Source organism: Streptomyces sp. NPDC001070, assembly GCF_053598835.1.
Genome location: NZ_JBSFLB010000002.1, coordinates 131,967 through 150,628 on the forward strand (window position 1 = coordinate 131,967; position 18,662 = coordinate 150,628).

Below are 18,662 nucleotides of genomic sequence, written 5' to 3' on the forward strand. Positions count from 1 at the left end.
CACGGGCGACGCCCGTCGACCCCAAGGAGGGGGCATGCGCAACGCGCTCAGATGGCTGCTGGCGCTCGTGCTGCTCATAGGCACCGCCGGCGGTGGAGTCGCCACCGCGACCGCCGACGAGCCGGACATCAAGGACCGCATCCTGGCGATACCAGGGATGAGCCTGATCGAGGAGAAGCCGGTCAGCGGATACCGGTACTTCGTCCTCAACTACACCCAGCCGGTGGACCACCGGCACCCGTCCAAGGGGACGTTCCAGCAGCGGATCACCGTGCTGCACAAGGCCACCGACCGGCCGACGGTCTTCTACACCTCCGGCTACGGCCTCTCCACGACCCCCTCGCGCCGTGAGCCGACGCAGATCGTCGACGGCAACCAGGTCTCCATGGAGTACCGCTTCTTCACCCCGTCCCGCCCCGACCCGGCCGACTGGTCCGAGCTCGACATCTGGCAGGCCGCCAGCGACCAGCACCGCATCTACCGGGCCCTGAGCCGGATCTACGCCAGGAACTGGCTGGCCACCGGGGCCAGCAAGGGCGGCATGACCGCCACGTACTACCGCCGCTTCTACCCGCACGACATGGCCGGCACGGTCGCCTATGTCGCCCCCAACGACGTGGTCAACGACGAGGACTCGGCCTACAGCCGCTTCTTTCGCACCGTCGGCACCGCGGACTGCCGGGACCGGCTCAACGCCGTGCAGCGTGAGGCCCTCGTCCGCCGTGACGAGATCGTCGCCCGCTACCAGAAGTACGCCGATGACAACGGCCTGACCTTCACCACCGTCGGCAGTGCGGACAAGGCGTACGAGAACGTGGTGCTGGACCTGGTGTGGGCCTTCTGGCAGTACCACCTGGCGTCGGAGTGCGCGGACGTCCCCGCGGCGACCGCCACCACGGACGAGATCTACTCCTTCGTCGACACCGTCTCCGGCTTCGACTTCTACACCGACCAGGGCCTGGAGTACTACACGCCGTACTACTACCAGGCGGGCACCCAGCTCGGCGCCCCGACCTTCGCCACCCCGCACCTGAAGGGCCTGCTGCGCTACCCCGGGATCTACCAGCCGCGCTCCTACGTGCCGCGCTCCATCCCGATGCGCTTCCAGCCCCGCGCGATGCACGACGTCGACAACTGGGTGCGTCACCACGCCGAGCGCATGCTCTTCGTCTACGGCCGGAACGACCCGTGGGGAGCCGAGCCGTTCCGCCTCTCGCGGGGCGCGCACGACTCGTACGTGATGTGGGCGCCCGGCGCCAACCACGGCGCGCTCATCGGCGCGCTGAGCGCGGCCGACCAGGCGAAGGCCACCGCCGAGGTGCTGGAGTGGGCCGGGGTCGCCCCCGCCGCCGTACGCGCCGACCCCGAGGCGGCCAGGCCGCTGGCGGCGTACGACGCGAAGCTCGACCGGCGCACCGAGGCCGCCGGCCGACTGCCCTTCTGATCCGGTGTCAGAGCCGGCGGGCGCATCCCCCGCCCGCCGGCCCGCCGCCCACACCGACGTACACGGGCGTGCCCGCGGGGCAGGCCCCGCGGCTGCGGGCCGGCTCCACGACCCGGAACTGCGGCGGGTGCGGCCCCGACCCGTCGCAGGGGGTCTCCTTCACCTGCCCTTCCCCGGAGGGGCCGCCGTGCGCGCCGCGTGCTCAGTACCCGAGTCCCCAGCCGACCGGGTAGAGCGTCCGCGCCGGATCGTCCGCAGCCGGCACGGCCACCGGCAGCTTCCCGGTGGGCGGTACCTGTCCGGCCAGGACCCGCGCCGCCGCCCGCATCGACACGTCCGTCCAGCCGTAGGTGGCCAGCGCGGCGGCGACCCCGTCCAGCCGGGCGATGTCGTACGGGTTGCGGATCGCGATCTGCACGACCGGCACACCGGTCGCGACGAGCGCGGCCACGAGGGCGATCTGACCCGACGACGCCCCGGTGACGTTGTACGTGGCCACCACCACGGCGTCCTTGTCCCGCGCCGCGGCCACCGCCTGGTCGATCGTCGCCTGGCCGGGGGCGGTCCCGGTCGGCAGAACGTGCGCGGTGTGCCCGAGCGCGCTCAGGGACGCGCCGAGCACCGCGGTGGGCGGGCCACCGGTGCCCGAGGGCGCGGCCGGGTCGGCGCCGACGACCAGCAGCCGGCGGCGGGCGGGCAGGGGCAGCGCACCCTGGTTCGCCAGCAGGGTGACGGTGCGTTCGGTGATCCGGTCGGCCTCCGCCAGATGGCCGCGGGTGCCGACCACCCGGTCCACGCCGCGGTGGGTGACGTACGGGTCGTCGAGCAGCCCGCGGCGCGCCTTGAGCATGAGGATCCGGGTGAGGGACTCGTCGAGGCGTTCCTCGGTGAGCTCCCCGGACCTCACGGCGGCCAGGACGCCCTGCCAGGCGGTCTCCAGGACCGGCGGATTGAGGAGCTGGTCGGCGCCCGCCTTGAGGGCGAGCACCGGTACCCGGTCGTCACCGTACTTCTGGCGTACGCCCTCCATGCCGAGGGAGTCGGTGACGACCACGCCGTCGTAGCCGAGTTCCTCGCGCAGGATGCCGGTGAGGATCGGCCGGGAGAGTGTCGCGGGGTCGCCCGAGTCGTCGAGCGCCGGCACCAGGATGTGCGCGGTCATGATCGAGTCGATGCCGGCGGCGATCGCGGCCCGGAACGGGGGCGCGTCCAGGCGCCGCCACTCCTCCAGCGAGTGCGTGATGATCGGCAGCGCGAAGTGGCTGTCGGTGCCGGTGTCGCCGTGACCGGGGAAGTGCTTGGCCGTGGCCGCGATCCCGGCCCGCTGGTAGCCCTCCACCTGGGCGGCGACGAGGGCGGCGACGGCCTGCGGGTCTGCGCCGAAGGAGCGGACCCCGATGACCGGGTTGGCGGGGTTGACGTTGACGTCGGCGACCGGAGCGTAGTCCTGGGTGATGCCCATCGCGGCCAGTTCGGCCCCGGCGACGGCGGCGGCGCGCCGGGCGTCCTTCGTGCTGCCGTCCGCGCCGAGCGCCATCCCGCCGGGGAAGAGCGTGGCGGGGGAGCCGACGCGGGCGACGGCGCCGTGTTCCTGGTCGGTGGAGATCAGCAGCGGGATCCGGGAGGCCCGCTGTATGCCGTTGGACAGGTCGGCGATCTGGTGCGGATCTCGGGTGTTGTGAGCCCACGCGAAGTAGATGATGCCGCCGACGTGGTACTTGGCGATCAGCTCGGCCGCGTTGGCGACCCCGATCTCCGCCTGGTTCGCGGCCACGTCGGCCGGATCGGGGTCGGTGGCCGAATGACCGTACACCCGCATCACGAAGAGCTGGCCGATCTTCTCCTCGATGCTCATGCGGTCGATGATCGCGCGGACGCGTCTGCGGTCCGCCGCGGCCGCGTTCGCGGTGCCCGGGATGCCGAGGGCGAGGGCGGTGGAGGCGGCCGCGGCGGCACCGAGCACCGTGCGGCGGGACGGATGAGGACGGCTGTGCATATGACGGACTCCTTCCGGCAGAGGAGACGGGAAGCGCCTGAAAGAAACTTTCAAGCAGATACGCTTAGCCGGAAAGTAATTGTCAGTCAATGAGTTGGGCATGCGCGGGCACGAGACGGGACGGGACCGAGAGCACCGCCACGTAGTACTGCGCCTGGATGCACCGAATGTGCTCGTCCCCGATCGGCGCCGCCGACAGCTCCCGGCGGCCGATCGTCAGAACGGCGCCGGTGGGCCGGCAGCCCGACAGCACGAAGCCGAAGCGCCGCTCGTCGCCGCGCCGCGGATGTCCGGCCAGCTGCTTGCGCACCGTGTCCGCGTCCCTGCGGGGCAGGTTCGCGAGGAAGGCGTCGAGCTGACGGTCCGTCGTGACCTCGGCGCTGCGACGGCCCCTCGGCGCCTCCGAGCCGTTGAGGCTGTTGAACGCCACCGTGCGCCCCGGGGCGGGCGGATCGGCCCGCGGGTTCTGCTCCTGGGCGAAGCGCGGCTCCTTCGGCATGCGGTCGCGCGGCACCTCGAAGAGGACGACCACCTGGTTGGCGACCAGGCACTGGCCCATCGGGGTCTGGGCGAGGCCCAGCAGCAGCCGGCTGCCGTTCCGGAAGAGGACGGCGTCCTTCGTACTGTTGCAGCCGGTGGTGCGGCTCCAGGCGACCAGGACCGAGCGCGAGAAGTCGGTCCGGGCGGCGCGCGAGGCGATCGCGTCGGCGATCCGGGGGTCGGACTTCATGAAGTAGCCCGGGAAACGGGCCAGGTCGCGCTCGTTGTCGAGGACCGTGTGCACCGCGGGCACGCCGCGCGTGGTCTCCTCGAAGTACATGCGGCGGGTGGAGACCGCCCCGCCGGCCGGCGAGGACCCGGCGCTGGACGGGGCCGGGGTCGCCGGGGCGGAGGCCGCCGGGGTCGGAGGCGGCGTGACGATGCCGGAGGGGGCGGGGCCGCCACCGGCGCTGTCGAAGGGGGGCGCACCGGTGGCTGGCTGCTGCCGGCCGCAGGCGGCGGAGAGGGTCGCCAGCGACGCAGCCAGCAGCGTGACCGACACCGCTTTGCGGAGACTCACCAGCAGCACGCCGGTTGGACGGGAGCGGGACAGATACGGTTCCCTGCGCGTGGGTGACATCCGCCCATCGTCAGGCAACGACCCGGGGGTAGTGCGCCCGCAACGCCCGAACGGTCTCGGTGATCGCCGGACGTCGCGACGCCCCCGTCCGCCACAAGGCGTAAAGCCGCCGCACGGGCGCCGGCTCCAGCGGCACCACGACCACCCCGTCCGGCACCGGCCCGCGCCCCAGCCGCGGCACGAGCGCGATCCCCAGCCCGGCCGCCACCAGCGCCAACTGCGTCTGGTACTCGGCGACCTGGAACGCCAGGTCCGGCTCGGTACCGGCCTCCCGCAGGGTCCGCACCAGCCAGTCGTGGCACACGTGCCCGGGCGGCTGGCAGATCCACCGCTGGTCGACGATGTCCTCGCGGACGAGTGCCCGGCGCGCCGCCAGCGGATGCCCGGCCGGGACCAGCACGTCGCAGGGGTCCTCACCGATCACCACCCGCTCCAGGCCCTCGGGCGCGGGCAGCGGGGCGATGTCCCAGTCGTGCACCACGGCCAGGTCGACCACGCCGCGGGACACCAGGTCGACCGAGAGATGGGCGCCCTCCTCCACCAGCCGCAGCTCCAGCGACGGGTGGGCGGCGGTCAGCTCGGCCAGCACGGCCGGGAGCAGACCGCGCGCGGCGGTCGGGAAGGCGGCCGTCGTGAGCCGCCCGGTGGGCCGGCCGCGCTGCTCCTCCAGCGCCACCTCGGCCCGTTCCACGATCGCCATCAGCTCCTGCGCCGTCTCGGCCAGCAGCTGGGCGGCCTCGGTGAGCGCCACTCCGCGGCCCTGCCGCTCCAGGAGCGTCGTACGGGTCTCCCGTTCCAGCTTCGCGATCTGCTGGGACACGGCGGACGCGGTGTAGCCGAGGGCGATGGCGGCCGCCCCCACCGAGCCGTGCACATGCACGGCGTGCAGCGCCCGCAGACGGGCCAGGTCCAGCATCCGGTCACCTCGTCATCCCGTGCGCCCAGGACGCACTGTTCAGCAATGCTGAATCCGACAGTGCAGCAATACTCGCTAGTGCTTAAGAGTACGGTGCCTGATGCTGGAGCGATGCGACCGGTACACCTCGCCCTCGCGGTCCTCGTCGCCGCGGTCTGGGGCGTCAACTTCGTGATCATCGAGGTCGGGCTCGGCCACTTCCCGCCGCTGCTCTTCTGCGCCCTGCGCTTCCTGGTCGCGGCGGTGCCCGCGGTCTTCTTCGTCCGCCGGCCGGGAGTCGCGCTGCGGTGGGTCGTCGCCGTCGGACTCGTCCTGGGTGTCGCCAAGTTCGGTCTGCTCTTCGTCGGTATGAACCAGGGCATGCCCGCCGGGCTGTCCTCGCTGGTGCTGCAGGTCCAGGCGGTCTTCACCGCCCTCCTCGCGATCGCCCTGCTGGGTGAACGCCCCGGTCGGCTGCGGATCGCCGGCATGGGCGTCGCCTTCACCGGCATCGGCGTCGCCGCGTACGACGAGGGCGCCTCGGGCCCGCTCGGCGCGTTCGCGCTCGTCGTCGCGGCCGCCGCCTTCTGGGGGCTGTCCAACGTCCTCACCCGGAGGGCCGCGCCGCCGGACGCGCTGAGCTGGATGGTCTGGGTCAGCCTCGTCCCGCCGCTGCCGCTGCTCGCCCTCTCCCTGGTCTTCGAGGGGCCGGCCGCGGACGCCGCCGCGCTGCGCGGCCTCGACTGGAGCGGCGCGGGCGCGATCGTCTACGTCGCCTGGATCACCACCGTCTTCGGCTTCGGCGCCTGGGGCTTCCTGCTGAGGACGTACGACGCCTCCGCGGTGGCCCCGTTCTCGCTGCTCGTCCCGGTGTTCGGCATGTCGTCCGCGGCCCTGCTGCTGGGCGAGAGCGTCGGCCCCCTGCGGTGGACCGCCGCCGTCCTGCTGGTCGGGGGCGTCGCCGTGACATCGCTGGGCTCGATGCGACCGGGGGCCGGGCTCAGGCGGACTCGCCGAGCAGCCGCAGCAGGTGCGAACGCCCTCGCGACAGCAGCTCCGGCAGCGCCCGCACCTGCGGGTACCAGCGCTTCTCGTACTCCCAGCAGAGCCAGCCGTCCCAGCCCGCGCGGCTGAGCACCTCCACCGTGCCGGCCAGGGGCAGCGCCCCGTGCCCCAGGGGCAGCGGTGTGGTGTCCTCCGCCGAGGAGACGTCCTTGACCTGCACATAGCCCAGATAGGGGGCGAGCACCGGGTAGGTGTGCTCGGGCTGTTCGCCGCCCAGCCAGGGATGCATCACATCCCACAGCGCGCCCGCGCTGTGGTGCCCGACCAGCCCCAGGATCCGCGCCACGTCCGCGCCGGTCCGGTGCGAGTCGTGCGTCTCGACCAGCATCCGTACGCCCGTGTCCGCCGCCTCGGGAGCCACCGCCGCCAGGCGGCGGGCCGCTCGGGTGTCCGCCTCGTCGGGGCCGTCGTCGCCCGCACCGGGGAACACCCGTACGTACGGGGCGCCGAGGTCGGCGGCGAGGCGGACATGGTCGCGCAGGGTCCGCAGCGCGGGGGCATCCTCACCCGGCGCGGCCACCTGCACATACGAGGCGACGGCCAGGATCTCGACGCCGGCACCGCGGAACTCCCCGGCCACCTCGGCGCGCTGTCGCTCCGTCAGGCCGATGTTCACCGGTTCCTCGTGGCCGGCCCGCAGCTCCACGCCGTGGTAGCCGTGCTCCGCGGCGAGCCGGACCACGTCCGGTACGGGGAGCCCGGGCACGCCGAGGGTCGAGAACGCGAGCTTCACGTCCCGGACGTTACAGCACCAGCCGCCAGTCCTGCCCGACGAGATCGCGGCCGAAGCTGTGGTGCGGCTTCTCCCCGACGAGCTCGAAACCGGCCGCCTGGTAGATCCGCCGGGCGGAGGCGAGCACGTCGTTCGTCCACAGCACGAGCTCGCGGTAGCCGGCCGCGCGTGCGTGCGCGACGCAGGCGCCGACCAGCTGCCGGCCGATGCCGTGGCCCCGGGCGGCCGGGTCGACCAGCAGCAGGCGCAGCCGGGCCGTGCCGGGCGCGTCGTCCCGTACGCAGAAGACGCAGCCGGCGCGCTCGCCGTCCAGTTCGGCGATCCACGCCCGCTCGTGGCCGTCCGCGACGATCCGGGCGACGAGGGTCTCGTACTCGGCGTTCCAGCCGTACTCCTCGGCGTAGACCTCGGCGTTGCGCTGCACCACCCAGCCGAGGTCGCCGGGGCGCGGCTCGCGCAGCCGTACCCGCGGCGCCGGCGCGGCCTCCGCGCCGGCGCCGCCGAGGACGTCGCGGACCGTGCGCATGGCCCCCGTCAGGCGTTCGCGGTCGCGCGGGGCCAGCCCGCAGAGCATCGACGCGACCGCCTCCCGCGACCGGTCCTCCAGGAGGCGGGCCGCCTCGCGGCCGTCCGGCGTCAGCTCCACGCGCTGCCGCCGCGCGTCCCGCGCCGACGGCGCACGGGTGACCAGCCTGCGTTCCTCGAAGGCCGCCAGCATCCGGCTGAGCTGCCCGGCGTCCACGGACAGTGCCGCGCGCAGATCGGCGGCGTCCAGCCCGGCGTCGGCGGCATGGGCGAGTTCGTACAGGACGCGGGCCTCGGTGAGCGTGTACGGCGTGTGCAGATGGCGGCTGTAGTCCAGCGCGCCGATCAGGTTGGTGTAGAAGCGGTTGAACGCCCGGATCTCCTGGACGGTCATGACTGCCTCGCCTCCCCCTCCCCTTCCCGGGAATTCTTTGACTGGGTCAAAGGTATCCCGGCTCGGTGGGCCGGGCCAGGGTTCGGCGCGCCCGTGCGGTCAGGGGCCGCCGTCCTACGCCCCGTGGCGCGGCGCCGCCGTCGAGGCCCGCACCATCAGCTCCGTCCGTACGGTCGCGAGCCCGCCGGGAGGCGGCGCCTGCCGCCCCATCACCAGCCGGCCGGCGCGGGCACCCGCCTCCTGGAGCGGTATCCGTACGGTTGTGAGCGCGGGCACGGCGTCCACGCTGAAGGGGAGGTCGTCGTAACCGGCGACCGAGACGTCCTCGGGGATGCGCAGCCCGCGCTCGCGCAGCGCGGCGCAGACGCCGAGCGCGACGGTGTCGTTGGCGGCGACGACCGCGGTCAGTCCCGGCTCGCGGCGCAGCAGCTCCAGCGCCGCGTCGTAGCCGGAGGAGCGGTCGTAGTAGCCGTGCACGGTGAGACGCTCGAGTTCGGCGGGGGAGCCGGCGAGCCCGGCCTCGGCCAGGGCGGCTCGATGGCCCTCCAGGCGGTGGCGGGTGGTGCTGCGCTCCGCGGGGCCGGCGACGTAGCCGATGGTGCGGTGGCCGAGGGCCAGCAGGTGCTCGGTGAGGCGCTGGGCGCCGCCCCGGTTGTCGAAGGCGACCGTCATCACGGCCTTCGCGGCGGGGCCGGCCGGCTCGGCGAGTTCGGGGACCGGCGGGCGGCCGCACAACACGATCCGGGTGCCGGAGGCGGCCAGCCGGGCGAGGCGGCCGGCGACGGCGGCGGTGTGCCCGGTGCCCTCCACGGCGCCCCCGGTGAGCACGACGCCCGCGGCGCGCTGCCGTTCCAGCAGGGTGAGGTAGTTGAGCTCGGCCTCGGGGGAGCCGCCGGTGTTGCAGACCACGGCGAGCTTCCCGGCGCCCGCGGGCGTCCCTGACGGCTGCTCGGCGCCGCCGCTGATCTCGCTCTGCACGGCGCCGGCGATGAGCCCGAAGAAGGGGTCGGCGATGTCGTTGACCAGCACGCCCACCAGGTCGGAGGTGGCGGCGGCCAGCGCGCGGGCGTGTCCGTTCACGACGTAGTCGAGGTCGTCGACGGCCCGCAGGACGCGCTCGCGCGTGCTGCCCGCGACCGGGTAGTTGCCGTTCAGGACACGCGACACGGTTGCGGCGGACACTCCGGCGCGCGCCGCCACGTCAGCGAGGGTCACTGCCATCTTGTCTGTTTCCTCCGGGTCGGTCCTCCCCGGGCCCTCCGCCCGTGGCGGCACATGCTCTCACCTCCGGGGCCGGTGGGGGAGCGGGGTCGCGAGGCGGCTTGCCGGTGGACCTCCACCGTCTTGGAGCCACTCTATGGGAAAGCGTTTTCTGCCGTTGTTCGAAGGCCGCGACGTGCCGCCGATCCCCGTCGGCGGCCCCGCTCCCGGGGCCCTCGGCGCACCCCCGTCCCGGCCCGTGCGGTCGCGCCGGAGGGTCGCCGCCTCGGGGCCGCGGGAGCGAGGGCGCCCCGGGCGGCGCGAGGCGTCCGCTCCTGAGGTGGCGACGCCACGTCACGCACGGGGTAAGCGTTTGCATCCGGTGGCCCACCTCTTGTCCTTGGTGTTCGGCAGCCACTAGCGTGAGGCGAGTGGGAAAGCGCTTGCTATCACGCCAGGACGCGCCGCCGAAGAGAGGAACCCACGTGACACGCAGGACCGTGCGGATCGCCATGAACGGTGTCACCGGCCGTATGGGCCACCGCCAGCACCTCGTCCGCTCGATCCTCGCCCTGCGGGACCAGGGCGGGCTCGACCTCGGTGACGGCACGGTGCTGTGGCCGGAGCCCGTACTCGTCGGCCGCCGCGGGCGCACGCTGCGCGCCCTCGCCGACCGCCACGGCCTGGACCCCGCCCTGGTCTCCACCGACCTGGACGCGGTGCTCGCCGATCCCGCCACCGATGTCTACTTCGACGCCCAGGTCACCGGCGCCCGCGAGGAGGCGATCACCAAGGCGATCGCCGCCGGCAAGCACATCTACACCGAGAAGCCCACCGCCACCGGCCTGGAGGGCGCGCTGCGGCTGGCCCGCCTGGCCGCCGCCGCGGGCATCCGGCACGGTGTCGTCCAGGACAAGCTCTTCCTCCCCGGGCTGCTCAAGCTCAGACGGCTGATCGACGGGGGCTTCTTCGGGCGGATCCTCTCCGTCCGCGGCGAGTTCGGCTACTGGGTCTTCGAGGGCGACTGGCAGTCCGCGCAGCGTCCGTCCTGGAACTACCGGGCCGAGGAGGGCGGCGGCATCGTCGTCGACATGTTCCCGCACTGGGAGTACGTCCTCCACGAGCTGTTCGGGCGCGTGCTGTCCGTGCAGGCGCTCACCACCACCCACGTCCCGCAGCGCTGGGACGAGCAGGGCAAGCCCTACGACGCCACGGCCGACGACGCCGCCTACGGCATCTTCGAACTCGAGGGCGGCGTGATCGCCCAGATCAACTCCTCCTGGGCCGTGCGCGTGAACCGCGACGAACTGGTGGAGTTCCAGGTCGACGGCACCGAGGGCTCGGCCGTGGCGGGCCTGCGCAACTGCCGTGCGCAGCACCGCTCCGTCACCCCCAAGCCTGTCTGGAACCCCGACCTGCCCGCCACCGAGGTCTTCCGCGACCAGTGGCAGGAGGTCCCGGACAACGGCGAGTTCGACAACGGCTTCAAGGCCCAGTGGGAGCTGTTCCTGCGCCACGTCTACCTCGACGAGCCCTACACCTGGGACCTGCTCGCCGGTGCCCGCGGTGTCCAGCTCGCGGAACTGGGACTGAAGTCCTCGGCGCAGGGCCGCCGCCTCGACGTGCCGGAGCTGTCCCTGTGACGACCCTTCACCTCCCCACGGAGTCGGGCGAGCTGTACGCCTACGAACCGCGCACCGAGCCCGCCGCCCACGCCACCGCCCCGACGGCCGCCGGCGAACCGCGCAGCCGCGTGGTCTATTCGGCCGCCCACGTCGTGGCCGACCCCTTCCGTACCGCCGCAGACCGGCCCGCCGCCCTGGACTGGGACGCCACGCTCGCCTTCCGCCGTCACCTGTGGTCGCACGGACTCGGCGTCGCCGAGGCCATGGACACCGCCCAGCGAGGCATGGGCCTGGACTGGGCCGGGGCCGCCGAACTGATCCGCCGCTCCTCGGCCGAGGCCCGCGCCGAGGGCGGCCGCATCGTCTGCGGCGTGGGCACCGACCAGCTCCCCGTCACCGGGATCGGCCGCCCCTACAGCCTCGACGAGATCCGCACCGCCTACGAGGAGCAGCTCGCGCTCGTCGAGGACGCGGGCTCGCGGGCCGTCCTCATGGCCTCGCGCGCGCTGGCCGCCGTCGCCAAGAGCCCCGAGGACTACCTGGAGGTCTACGGCCACCTCCTCCGCCAGGCCGCCGAGCCCGTCGTGCTGCACTGGCTCGGCCCGATGTTCGACCCCGCGCTGAAGGGCTACTGGGGCAGCACGGATCCGGACGCGGCCACCCGCACCTTTCTCCAGGTGATCGCGGCCCACCCCGGCAAGGTCGACGGCGTCAAGATCTCCCTGCTCGACGCCGGATGGGAGGTCGAACTGCGCCGCCGCCTCCCCGACGGCGTGCGCTGCTACACCGGCGACGACTTCCACTACCCCGAGCTGATCGCGGGCGACGAACAGGGCTTCAGCCACGCCCTGCTCGGCGTCTTCGATCCGCTGGCGCCCGTCGCCGCCCGGGCCGTTCGCCTGCTCGACGCGGGTGACACCGCGGGCTTCCGGGCCCTGCTCGACCCCACCGTCGAACTGTCCCGCCACCTCTTCGGCGCCCCCACCCGCCACTACAAGACGGGTGTCGTCCTCCTCGCCTGGCTGGCCGGCCACCAGTCGCACTTCGCGATGATCAGTGGTCTTCACTCGGCACGCTCCCTCCCCCATCTGGCCCGCGCGTACGAACTGGCCGACCGGATCGGGCTGTTCCCCGACCCGGCGCTCGCCGCCTCCCGCGTGCGACAGCTTCTCTCCGTGTACGGAGTGTGACAGTGAGCACTGACAACCGGCCCCCCGCCGATCTCGCCCGGCTGAGCATCAACCAGGAGACCGTGCGGCAACTGCCGCTCCCCGAGCTGGTCGAGGGGCTGGTGACGCTCGGTGTCCCCGGCATCGGACTGTGGCGCGCGCCGGTCCGTGAGTACGGCGTCGCGGCCGCCGCGAAGCTGGTGCGCGGCGCCGGGCTCACGGTCACCTCGCTCTGCCGAGGCGGGTTCTTCACCGCCTCCGATCCGGACGAACGCGCCGCCGCGCTCGCCGACAACCGGGCGGCCGTCGACGAGGCGGCGGCCCTCGGCAGCGGCACCCTCGTCCTGGTCTCCGGCGGTCTCCCGGCCGGCGACCGGGACATCGCCGGCGCCCGCGAACGCGTCGCCGACGCGGTGGCCGTCCTCGCCCCGTACGCCGCAGAGCGCGGCGTGCGGCTGGCGATCGAGCCGCTGCACCCGATGTACGCCTCCGACCGCTGCGTCCTCTCGACCCTCGCGCAGGCCCTCGACATCGCCGAGCGCCACCCGGCGGAGCAGGTCGGCGTCGTCGTGGACACCTACCACCTGTGGTGGGACGACCGGGCGGCCGAGGGCATCGCCCGGGCCGGAGCCGGCGGCCGGATCGCCTCGTTCCAGCTCGCCGACTGGGTCACCCCGCTCCCCGAGGGCGTCCTTCTGGGGCGTGGCCAGCTGGGCGACGGCTGCGTCGACCTGCGCGGTTTCCGCGAGCAGGTGGACGCGGCAGGTTACTGGGGAGCCGTCGAGGTGGAGATCTTCAACCCTGCGCTGTGGGCCCGGGACGGGGCCGAGGTCCTGGCCGAGACGGCCGACCGGTACCGCCGGCACGTGCTCTGAGAAACTCTGAAAATTTCTTCCCTAAGCCGTGCAACCATCCCCGGGGCCGGTGGGTCTATGTAGCGTCAAGACCCGAGGGGGGCCTCGTATGGGTCTTGAGTGAGGGGAGAGCGCGGCGCCCGGAGGGGGCTCGGGGCATCGCGCAGAGGGTGGGGAACGCCAAAGGGGTCCGGCTCAGCCGGACCCCTTTCGCCATGCCGGTGTCGATCCGGTCCGCCCGGTCCGCCGGTCTCCCGGCCGCCGGGTCGTCCCGACCGCGCGGTTCAGCGCTTCTCGCGCGCCCGCCGGGCCAGTACGGACGCCATCACCGGAATCACCGTCTCCAGCGCCGCGGCGACGGCCTCGACCGGAAGCCCGGTCCGCTTCGCCACCGCCCGTGCCGCAGGGCCGGCGACCCGGCCCAGCACCGCCGCCAGGACGCCGCGGCCCGGTTCCGGCCCCGTACCGCCCCGCACCCCGGCGAAGCCGAGGGCGGCCGCGGGCAGCGGCTCGGGCTCGTTCGCGGCCTGTTCCATGGCCTGGCACAGTTCGGCGGTTCCGCCGGGCGTCACCGCGTCGTCGGTGAGCACCCCCGTCACCGAGGCCACCGCGCTCCCCACGACCTGCCGCGCCTGTTCGGCGTCGGTCCCCAGCAGCGCGGTGATCTCCCGGAGCCGGTCGTCCCCCAGCTCCTCCAATACCTCGTCCTTCAGCGGTCGGTCGCTCATGGTCCGGACGCTACGCGGGAAACTCCGGCCCGGCCCGCCGACCGCAGCCGGAAGGATGTACGCGCCGGGACGGACTAGAACGGCACGCCGCAGCGGAGGATGACGTTGGCGTACGGCCGCGACTCGCCGGTGCGGACGACCAGGCGGGCCTGGCGGGTGCGGGCCTTGAACTCCTCGTGCGGCACCAGTTCCAGATCGGGGAAGGCCCCGTCGAGCTGGGCGGTCACCTCGGGATTGTGGTCGCGCACCTCCCTGGCCGCGATCGCCCCCTCGACCACGAGCTCGTCCAGCAGGCCGTCGAGGACCTCGGAGAACGACGGGGTGCCGGCCCGGAACGCGAGGTCGACGACGATCGGCCCGGGAGGGATCGGGAGCCCCGCGTCGCAGACCACGACCAGATCGGTGTGGCCCAGGACGGCGACGGCACCCGCGAGATGGCGGTTGAGGATTCCGGACTTCTTCACAGCTGACCCACTTCTTCGAGGGTGGGGAAGGATTCCTGCGCACCCGGCTTGGTGACGGCCACGGCGCCCACCCGCACCGCGAACCGCACGGCGGTCTCCAGGTCGTCGCCCGCGCCCAGCCGCCAGGACAGCGCCCCCGTGAAGGAGTCGCCGGCCCCGGTGGTGTCGACCGCCTCGACGCGCGGGCTCGGTATGCGGGCCGTGCCTCCGCCCGTGGCCACGAGCGCCCCGTCCGCGCCCAGCGTGACGACCACGGAGCGCGGGCCGAGCGCGAGCAGGCCGGCCGCCCATGCCTCGGGGGTGTCCCCGGCCCCGGCGCCCAGCAGGAAGCGCGCCTCGTGCTCGTTGACCACGAGCGGGTCGCAGCCGGCGAGCACCTCGCGGGGCAGCGCGGCGGGAGGCGACGGATTGAGCACGACCCGCGTCCCGGCCTCCGTGGCCGTCGCCACCGCGGCGGCCACGGACTCCAAGGGGATCTCCAGTTGCAGCGAGACCACCCGGGCGGCGGCCAGCAGCTCGCGCGCCCCGGTCACGTCCGCCGCGGTGAGCCGGGCGTTGGCGCCCGGCGAGACCACGATGCTGTTGTCCCCCGAGGGGTCCACGGTGATCAGCGCGACCCCGGTGGAGGCGTCGCCGGTCAGGACGCCGGTGGTGTCGACGCCGGCCGATCTCAGCGAGCCCGTGAGCAGCCGCCCGTGGGCGTCGTCGCCGACCCGCGCGAGCAGCGCCGTGCGTGCGCCCAGGCGGGCCGCGGCGACGGCCTGGTTGGCGCCCTTGCCGCCCGGGTGGGTGGCCAGGTCGGAGCCGAGGACCGTCTCGCCGGCCGCCGGGCGGCGGTCGACGTGGATCACCAGGTCGGCGTTGGCCGACCCTACGACCAGCAGGTCGTAGCCGTGCATCTGCGTGTTCCCTTCGGGGATTCAGCCGTACCGGATCGGTCCGTCAGGAGGAGAAGTCGGCGACGTTCTTCTCGGTGACGACCTTGACCGGCACCTTCACCAGGCTTCCGAGCTTGTCGCCCTTGGCGGCCTTCACCGCGTTCTGCACGGCCAGCTTGCCCAGTTCCTTCGGCTGCTGCGCCACGGAGGCGAAAAGGGTGCCGTTCTTCACCGCGGTGAGGCCGTCGGGGGTGCCGTCGAAGCCGACCACCTTGACCGACTTGCCGGCCTTGTCGCCGAGCGCCTTGACGGCGCCGAGCGCCATCTCGTCGTTCTGGGCGAAGACGCCGGTGACGTCGGAGTGGGCCTGCAGCAGGTTGGTCATGACGTCCAGACCCTTGGTGCGGTCGAAGTCGGCGGCCTGCTGGGCCACGACCTTGATGCCCGGGTAGGCCTTGATGCCCTCGTTGAAGCCCTGGCCGCGCTCGTTCGCGGCGGAGGTGCCCGCGGTGCCCTGGAGGACGACCACGGTGCCCTTGCCGCCCAGCGCCTCGGCCAGCGTCTTGGCCGCGAGCTTGCCGCCCTCGACGTTGTCGGAGGCCACCGTGGTGGCGAGTTCGGCGTTGTTGACGCCGCGGTCGGCCGCGACGACGGGGATGCCCGCCTTGTTGGCGGCCTTGACCGACGGGCCGGCAGCGTCGGAGTCCACCGGGTTGACGATGATCGACTTCACGTTCTGGCTGGTGAAGTTCTGCAGCTGGTTCGCCTGCTGCGACGCGTCGTTCTGCGCGTCGGTGACGGTGAGGTCGACGCCCTCCTTCTTCGCCTCGGCCTGCGCGCCCGCCTTCAGCTGCACGAAGAAGGGGTTGTTGAGGGTGGAGACCGACAGGCCCACCTTGACGTCGGAGGAGGAGCCGGAGCCGGAGCCGGAGTTGCAGGCGGTCGCGGTCAGCGCCAGGGCGGCGACGGCAACGGTGGTGGCGGAGATGAGCTTGGTGCGCATGAGGGTTCCTTGCTGGTGCGGTGCGGAGAAGAAGAAAGAGGTCTTGGGTGCGCGCGGCGCCGTCAGGCGCGGCGGCGCAGGGTGTCGAGCAGGACGGCCAGGGCGATGACGGCGCCGATGACGACCTGCTGCCAGAAGGCGGAGACCGACAGCAGGTTGAGGCCGTTGCGGAGGACGGCGAGGATCAGCGCGCCGATCAGCGTGCCGGACGCCTTGCCGACGCCGCCGGAGAGGCTGGCGCCGCCGATGACGACCGCCGCGATGGCGTCCAGTTCGTAGCCGTAGGCGGCCTGCGGCTGCGCCGAGGCGAGCCGGGAGGCGAGCACGATGCCCGCCACGGCCGCGAAGAGGCCGGACAGCGCGTAGATGACGATCTTCTGGCGCTTGACGCGGATGCCGGAGAGGCGGGCCGCCTCCTCGTTGCCGCCGATCGCGTACATGGCGCGGCCTATGTAGGTGCGGCCGAGGATGATGGCCGTGGCGGCGCCCGCGACGATCATCACCAGCACCGGTACGGGGAGCCAGCCGCCGATCGTGTCGCCCAGGTGGGAGACGGAGTCGGGGAAGGCGATCGGGCTGCCCTGGGAGATGACCAGCGTGAGGCCGCGGCCGATCGACAGCATCGCGAGGGTCGCGATGAACGGCGGCAGCTTGCCGAAGGAGATCAGCAGACCGCTCAGCAGACCGCTGGCGACACCCGTGGCGACGGACAGCACGACCGCCAGCCACACCGGCAGGCCCGCCGAGGTGGCGCTCCAGGCCAGCACCGTCGCGGACAGCGCCGCGACCGAGCCCACCGACAGGTCGATGCCCGCCGCGACGATCACAAAGGTGGAGCCGAAGGCGAGGATCGCCACGACGGCTGCCTGGACGCCGACATTGAGCAGGTTCTGCGTGGACAGGAAGTCGCCCGAGAGGAACGACAGGGCCACGAGCAGGACCACCAGGGCGCTGAGCGCGCCGTTGTTGAGGAGCACACGGCGCGCCGCGGCGACGCCGCCCGTGTCCGTACTGCTTTTGAGCGTGTCAGTGGCCACGGGAGCCCTCCACATCCTTCGTTGTCGTTGCGTTGCCGCCCTCGGCGGGCGCCGCACTGACGGCCAGGGCCATGACGGAGTCCTGGGTCGCCTCGTGCGCGGGGAGTTCACCGGCGATCCGGCCCTGGGACATCACCAGGACGCGGTCGCTCATGCCCAGCACCTCGGGGAGGTCGCTGGAGATCATCAGCACCGCGTGGCCGGAGGCCGTGAGTTGATTGATGAGCTGGTAGATCTCGACCTTGGCGCCGACGTCGATGCCGCGGGTCGGCTCGTCGAGGATCAGCACCTTGGTGTCGGCCAGCAGCCACTTTCCGATGACGATCTTCTGCTGGTTGCCGCCCGACAGGGTGCGCACGTGCTGGTGGAGCCCGGCCATGCGGACCTTGAGCTGCCCCGAGATCCGGTCGGCCGCCTTGCGCTGGCCGGAGCGGTCGACGAAGCCCGCGCGGGTGGCCCTGCCGAGGGTGACCAGGCCCAGGTTCTCCTGGATGGTGGCGTCGAGCACCAGGCCCTGGCCCTTGCGGTCCTCGGGCACCAGCCCGATGCCCGCGTCCATGGCGGCGTTGACGTCGTGGCGGCGCAGCCGCTTGCCCAGCACCTCGACCGTTCCGGAGTCGTACGGGTCGGCGCCGAAGACCGCGCGCACCACCTCCGTACGCCCGGCGCCGACGAGCCCGGCCAGGCCCACCACCTCGCCGGCCCGCACCTCGAAGCTCACGTCGTGGAAGACGCCGCCCCGGGTGAGGCCCTCGACCCGCAGCAGCGGTGCTCCGGCGTCGGCTCGCTCGCGCGGGTACTGCTGCTCGATGCTGCGTCCCACCATGAGCCGGACCAGCTCGTCCTCGGGGGTGACCGCGGGCACCTGGGCGACGCTGCGGCCGTCGCGCAGGACGGTGACGCGGTCGCCGAGGGCGGCGATCTCCTCCAGGTGGTGGGTGATGAAGACGATGCCCACGCCGTCCTCGCGCAGCTTGCGCACGATCCGGAAGAGCTTGTCGACCTCCTCGCTGGTGAGGACCGCGGTCGGCTCGTCCATGATCAGGACGCGGGTCTCCAGGCTGAGCGCCTTGGCGATCTCCACCATCTGCAGGCGGGCGATGCCCAGTTCCGAGACCGGAGTGCGCGGGTCGACGTCCACGCCGACCCGGGCCAGCAGGGCGGCGGCGTCCGCGTTCATCTGCTTGCGGTTCACCATGCCGAAGCGGCGCGGCTGGCGGCCCAGGAAGATGTTCTCGGCGACGCTCAGCGCCGGGACGAGGTTGAACTCCTGGTAGATGGTGGCGATGCCCAGCTTCTCGGCGTCCTGGGCGCCGTGGATGCGCGCCTCCTGGCCGTCGACGAGGATCCGCCCCCCGTCGGGGCGGTTGGCGCCGGAGAGCATCTTGATGAGGGTGCTCTTGCCCGCGCCGTTCTCGCCGAGCAGGACGTGCACTTCGCCCCCGCGCAGGTCGAAGTCGACGCCGTCGAGGGCCACCACACCGGGGAAGACCTTGCGGACGCCCTCCATGCGGAGGAGCTCGGGGCTGCTC

The 18,662-nt window shown here is 73.1% G+C and carries 14 protein-coding genes and 2 pseudogenes; 5 read left to right on the top strand and 11 right to left on the bottom strand.

Annotated elements, in window-relative coordinates:
- Positions 1-34 precede the first annotated feature (34 nt).
- Entirely contained in the window at positions 35-1,444 is a 1,410-nt protein-coding gene (locus ACWDAS_RS02900) for a S28 family serine protease (RefSeq protein WP_450386842.1), read from the top strand.
- A 202-nt stretch (positions 1,445-1,646) separates the two neighbouring features.
- Here ACWDAS_RS02900 and ACWDAS_RS02905 read toward each other — a convergent pair whose 3' ends face one another.
- From ACWDAS_RS02905 to ACWDAS_RS02915, 3 genes are all read right to left on the bottom strand, one after another.
- Positions 1,647-3,440 (bottom strand): glycoside hydrolase family 3 protein, encoded by a 1,794-nt coding sequence (locus ACWDAS_RS02905; RefSeq protein ID WP_450386844.1) that lies wholly within the window; start codon positions 3,438-3,440, stop codon positions 1,647-1,649.
- An 82-nt stretch (positions 3,441-3,522) separates the two neighbouring features.
- Positions 3,523-4,560, bottom strand: coding sequence for a hypothetical protein (locus ACWDAS_RS02910; RefSeq protein ID WP_450386846.1), 1,038 nt, complete (start codon positions 4,558-4,560; stop codon positions 3,523-3,525).
- A 10-nt stretch (positions 4,561-4,570) separates the two neighbouring features.
- Entirely contained in the window at positions 4,571-5,476 is a 906-nt protein-coding gene (locus ACWDAS_RS02915) for a LysR family transcriptional regulator (protein ID WP_450386847.1), read from the bottom strand.
- Positions 5,477-5,587: 111 nt separating this feature from the next.
- Here ACWDAS_RS02915 and ACWDAS_RS02920 point away from each other — a divergent pair, with 111 nt between their 5' ends.
- Positions 5,588-6,589 (top strand): EamA family transporter, encoded by a 1,002-nt coding sequence (locus ACWDAS_RS02920; protein WP_450386849.1) that lies wholly within the window; start codon positions 5,588-5,590, stop codon positions 6,587-6,589.
- Here ACWDAS_RS02920 and ACWDAS_RS02925 read toward each other — a convergent pair.
- The 3 genes and pseudogenes from ACWDAS_RS02925 to ACWDAS_RS02935 all read right to left on the bottom strand — a co-directional run.
- A pseudogene (locus tag ACWDAS_RS02925) lies at positions 6,576-7,253 on the bottom strand (sugar phosphate isomerase/epimerase family protein); the annotation flags it as partial. The gene ACWDAS_RS02920 and the pseudogene ACWDAS_RS02925 sit on opposite strands and share 14 nt — an antisense overlap.
- 10 nt (positions 7,254-7,263) lie before the next feature.
- Positions 7,264-8,172 carry a bifunctional helix-turn-helix transcriptional regulator/GNAT family N-acetyltransferase gene (locus ACWDAS_RS02930; RefSeq protein WP_450386851.1) on the bottom strand — a complete coding sequence of 303 codons (909 nt, stop codon included), beginning with the start codon at positions 8,170-8,172 and terminating at the stop codon, positions 7,264-7,266.
- A 114-nt stretch (positions 8,173-8,286) separates the two neighbouring features.
- Positions 8,287-9,393, bottom strand: a complete 1,107-nt coding sequence (locus ACWDAS_RS02935; RefSeq protein WP_450386852.1) for a LacI family DNA-binding transcriptional regulator — start codon at positions 9,391-9,393, stop codon at positions 8,287-8,289.
- 464 nt (positions 9,394-9,857) lie between these two features.
- Between ACWDAS_RS02935 and ACWDAS_RS02940 the strand changes: the two genes are divergently transcribed.
- From ACWDAS_RS02940 to ACWDAS_RS02950, 3 genes are read left to right on the top strand one after another with little or no spacing between them, the layout of a single operon-like run.
- On the top strand, positions 9,858-11,015 hold the full coding sequence (locus ACWDAS_RS02940; protein WP_450386854.1) for a Gfo/Idh/MocA family protein: 1,158 nt from the start codon (positions 9,858-9,860) through the stop codon (positions 11,013-11,015).
- The gene (locus ACWDAS_RS02945; RefSeq protein ID WP_450386856.1) at positions 11,012-12,187 is read left to right on the top strand and encodes a dihydrodipicolinate synthase family protein; all 1,176 of its coding nucleotides are present in this window, start codon (positions 11,012-11,014) and stop codon (positions 12,185-12,187) included. Before ACWDAS_RS02940 ends, ACWDAS_RS02945 begins: the two co-directional genes overlap by 4 nt.
- A gap of 2 nt (positions 12,188-12,189) precedes the next feature.
- Complete coding sequence (locus ACWDAS_RS02950) at positions 12,190-13,041, top strand: sugar phosphate isomerase/epimerase family protein (protein WP_450386857.1); 852 nt, start codon at positions 12,190-12,192, stop codon at positions 13,039-13,041.
- Between the two features lie 263 nt (positions 13,042-13,304).
- On the opposite strand, the gene ACWDAS_RS02955 is transcribed toward ACWDAS_RS02950, so the two are convergent.
- The 5 genes and pseudogenes from ACWDAS_RS02955 to ACWDAS_RS02975 form a co-directional block, all read right to left on the bottom strand.
- Positions 13,305-13,748 (bottom strand): DUF937 domain-containing protein, encoded by a 444-nt coding sequence (locus ACWDAS_RS02955; protein WP_450386859.1) that lies wholly within the window; start codon positions 13,746-13,748, stop codon positions 13,305-13,307.
- A 74-nt stretch (positions 13,749-13,822) separates the two neighbouring features.
- Positions 13,823-14,212 carry a D-ribose pyranase gene (gene rbsD / locus ACWDAS_RS02960; RefSeq protein ID WP_450386861.1) on the bottom strand — a complete coding sequence of 130 codons (390 nt, stop codon included), beginning with the start codon at positions 14,210-14,212 and terminating at the stop codon, positions 13,823-13,825.
- Positions 14,209-15,111: a ribokinase gene (gene rbsK / locus ACWDAS_RS02965; protein WP_450386862.1), complete on the bottom strand. Its 903-nt coding sequence runs from the start codon at positions 15,109-15,111 to the stop codon at positions 14,209-14,211. The genes rbsD and rbsK overlap by 4 nt, the downstream gene beginning before the upstream one ends.
- Before the next feature lie 43 nt (positions 15,112-15,154).
- Positions 15,155-17,130 (bottom strand): annotated as a pseudogene (locus ACWDAS_RS02970) (ABC transporter permease/substrate-binding protein).
- Positions 17,120-18,640, bottom strand: coding sequence for a sugar ABC transporter ATP-binding protein (locus ACWDAS_RS02975; protein WP_450387277.1), 1,521 nt, complete (start codon positions 18,638-18,640; stop codon positions 17,120-17,122). The pseudogene ACWDAS_RS02970 and the gene ACWDAS_RS02975 overlap by 11 nt, the downstream one beginning before the upstream one ends.
- Positions 18,641-18,662: the final 22 nt, after the last annotated feature.

Coding starts and splice junctions, on each gene's coding strand:
- ACWDAS_RS02900 (WP_450386842.1), top strand. CDS start 35: ATGCGCAACGCGCTCAGATGGCTGCTGGCGCTCGTGCTGCTCATAGGC.
- ACWDAS_RS02905 (WP_450386844.1), bottom strand. CDS start 3,440: ATGCACAGCCGTCCTCATCCGTCCCGCCGCACGGTGCTCGGTGCCGCC.
- ACWDAS_RS02910 (WP_450386846.1), bottom strand. CDS start 4,560: ATGTCACCCACGCGCAGGGAACCGTATCTGTCCCGCTCCCGTCCAACC.
- ACWDAS_RS02915 (WP_450386847.1), bottom strand. CDS start 5,476: ATGCTGGACCTGGCCCGTCTGCGGGCGCTGCACGCCGTGCATGTGCAC.
- ACWDAS_RS02920 (WP_450386849.1), top strand. CDS start 5,588: ATGCGACCGGTACACCTCGCCCTCGCGGTCCTCGTCGCCGCGGTCTGG.
- ACWDAS_RS02930 (WP_450386851.1), bottom strand. CDS start 8,172: ATGACCGTCCAGGAGATCCGGGCGTTCAACCGCTTCTACACCAACCTG.
- ACWDAS_RS02935 (WP_450386852.1), bottom strand. CDS start 9,393: ATGGCAGTGACCCTCGCTGACGTGGCGGCGCGCGCCGGAGTGTCCGCC.
- ACWDAS_RS02955 (WP_450386859.1), bottom strand. CDS start 13,748: ATGAGCGACCGACCGCTGAAGGACGAGGTATTGGAGGAGCTGGGGGAC.
- rbsK (WP_450386862.1), bottom strand. CDS start 15,111: ATGCACGGCTACGACCTGCTGGTCGTAGGGTCGGCCAACGCCGACCTG.
- ACWDAS_RS02975 (WP_450387277.1), bottom strand. CDS start 18,640: ATGGAGGGCGTCCGCAAGGTCTTCCCCGGTGTGGTGGCCCTCGACGGC.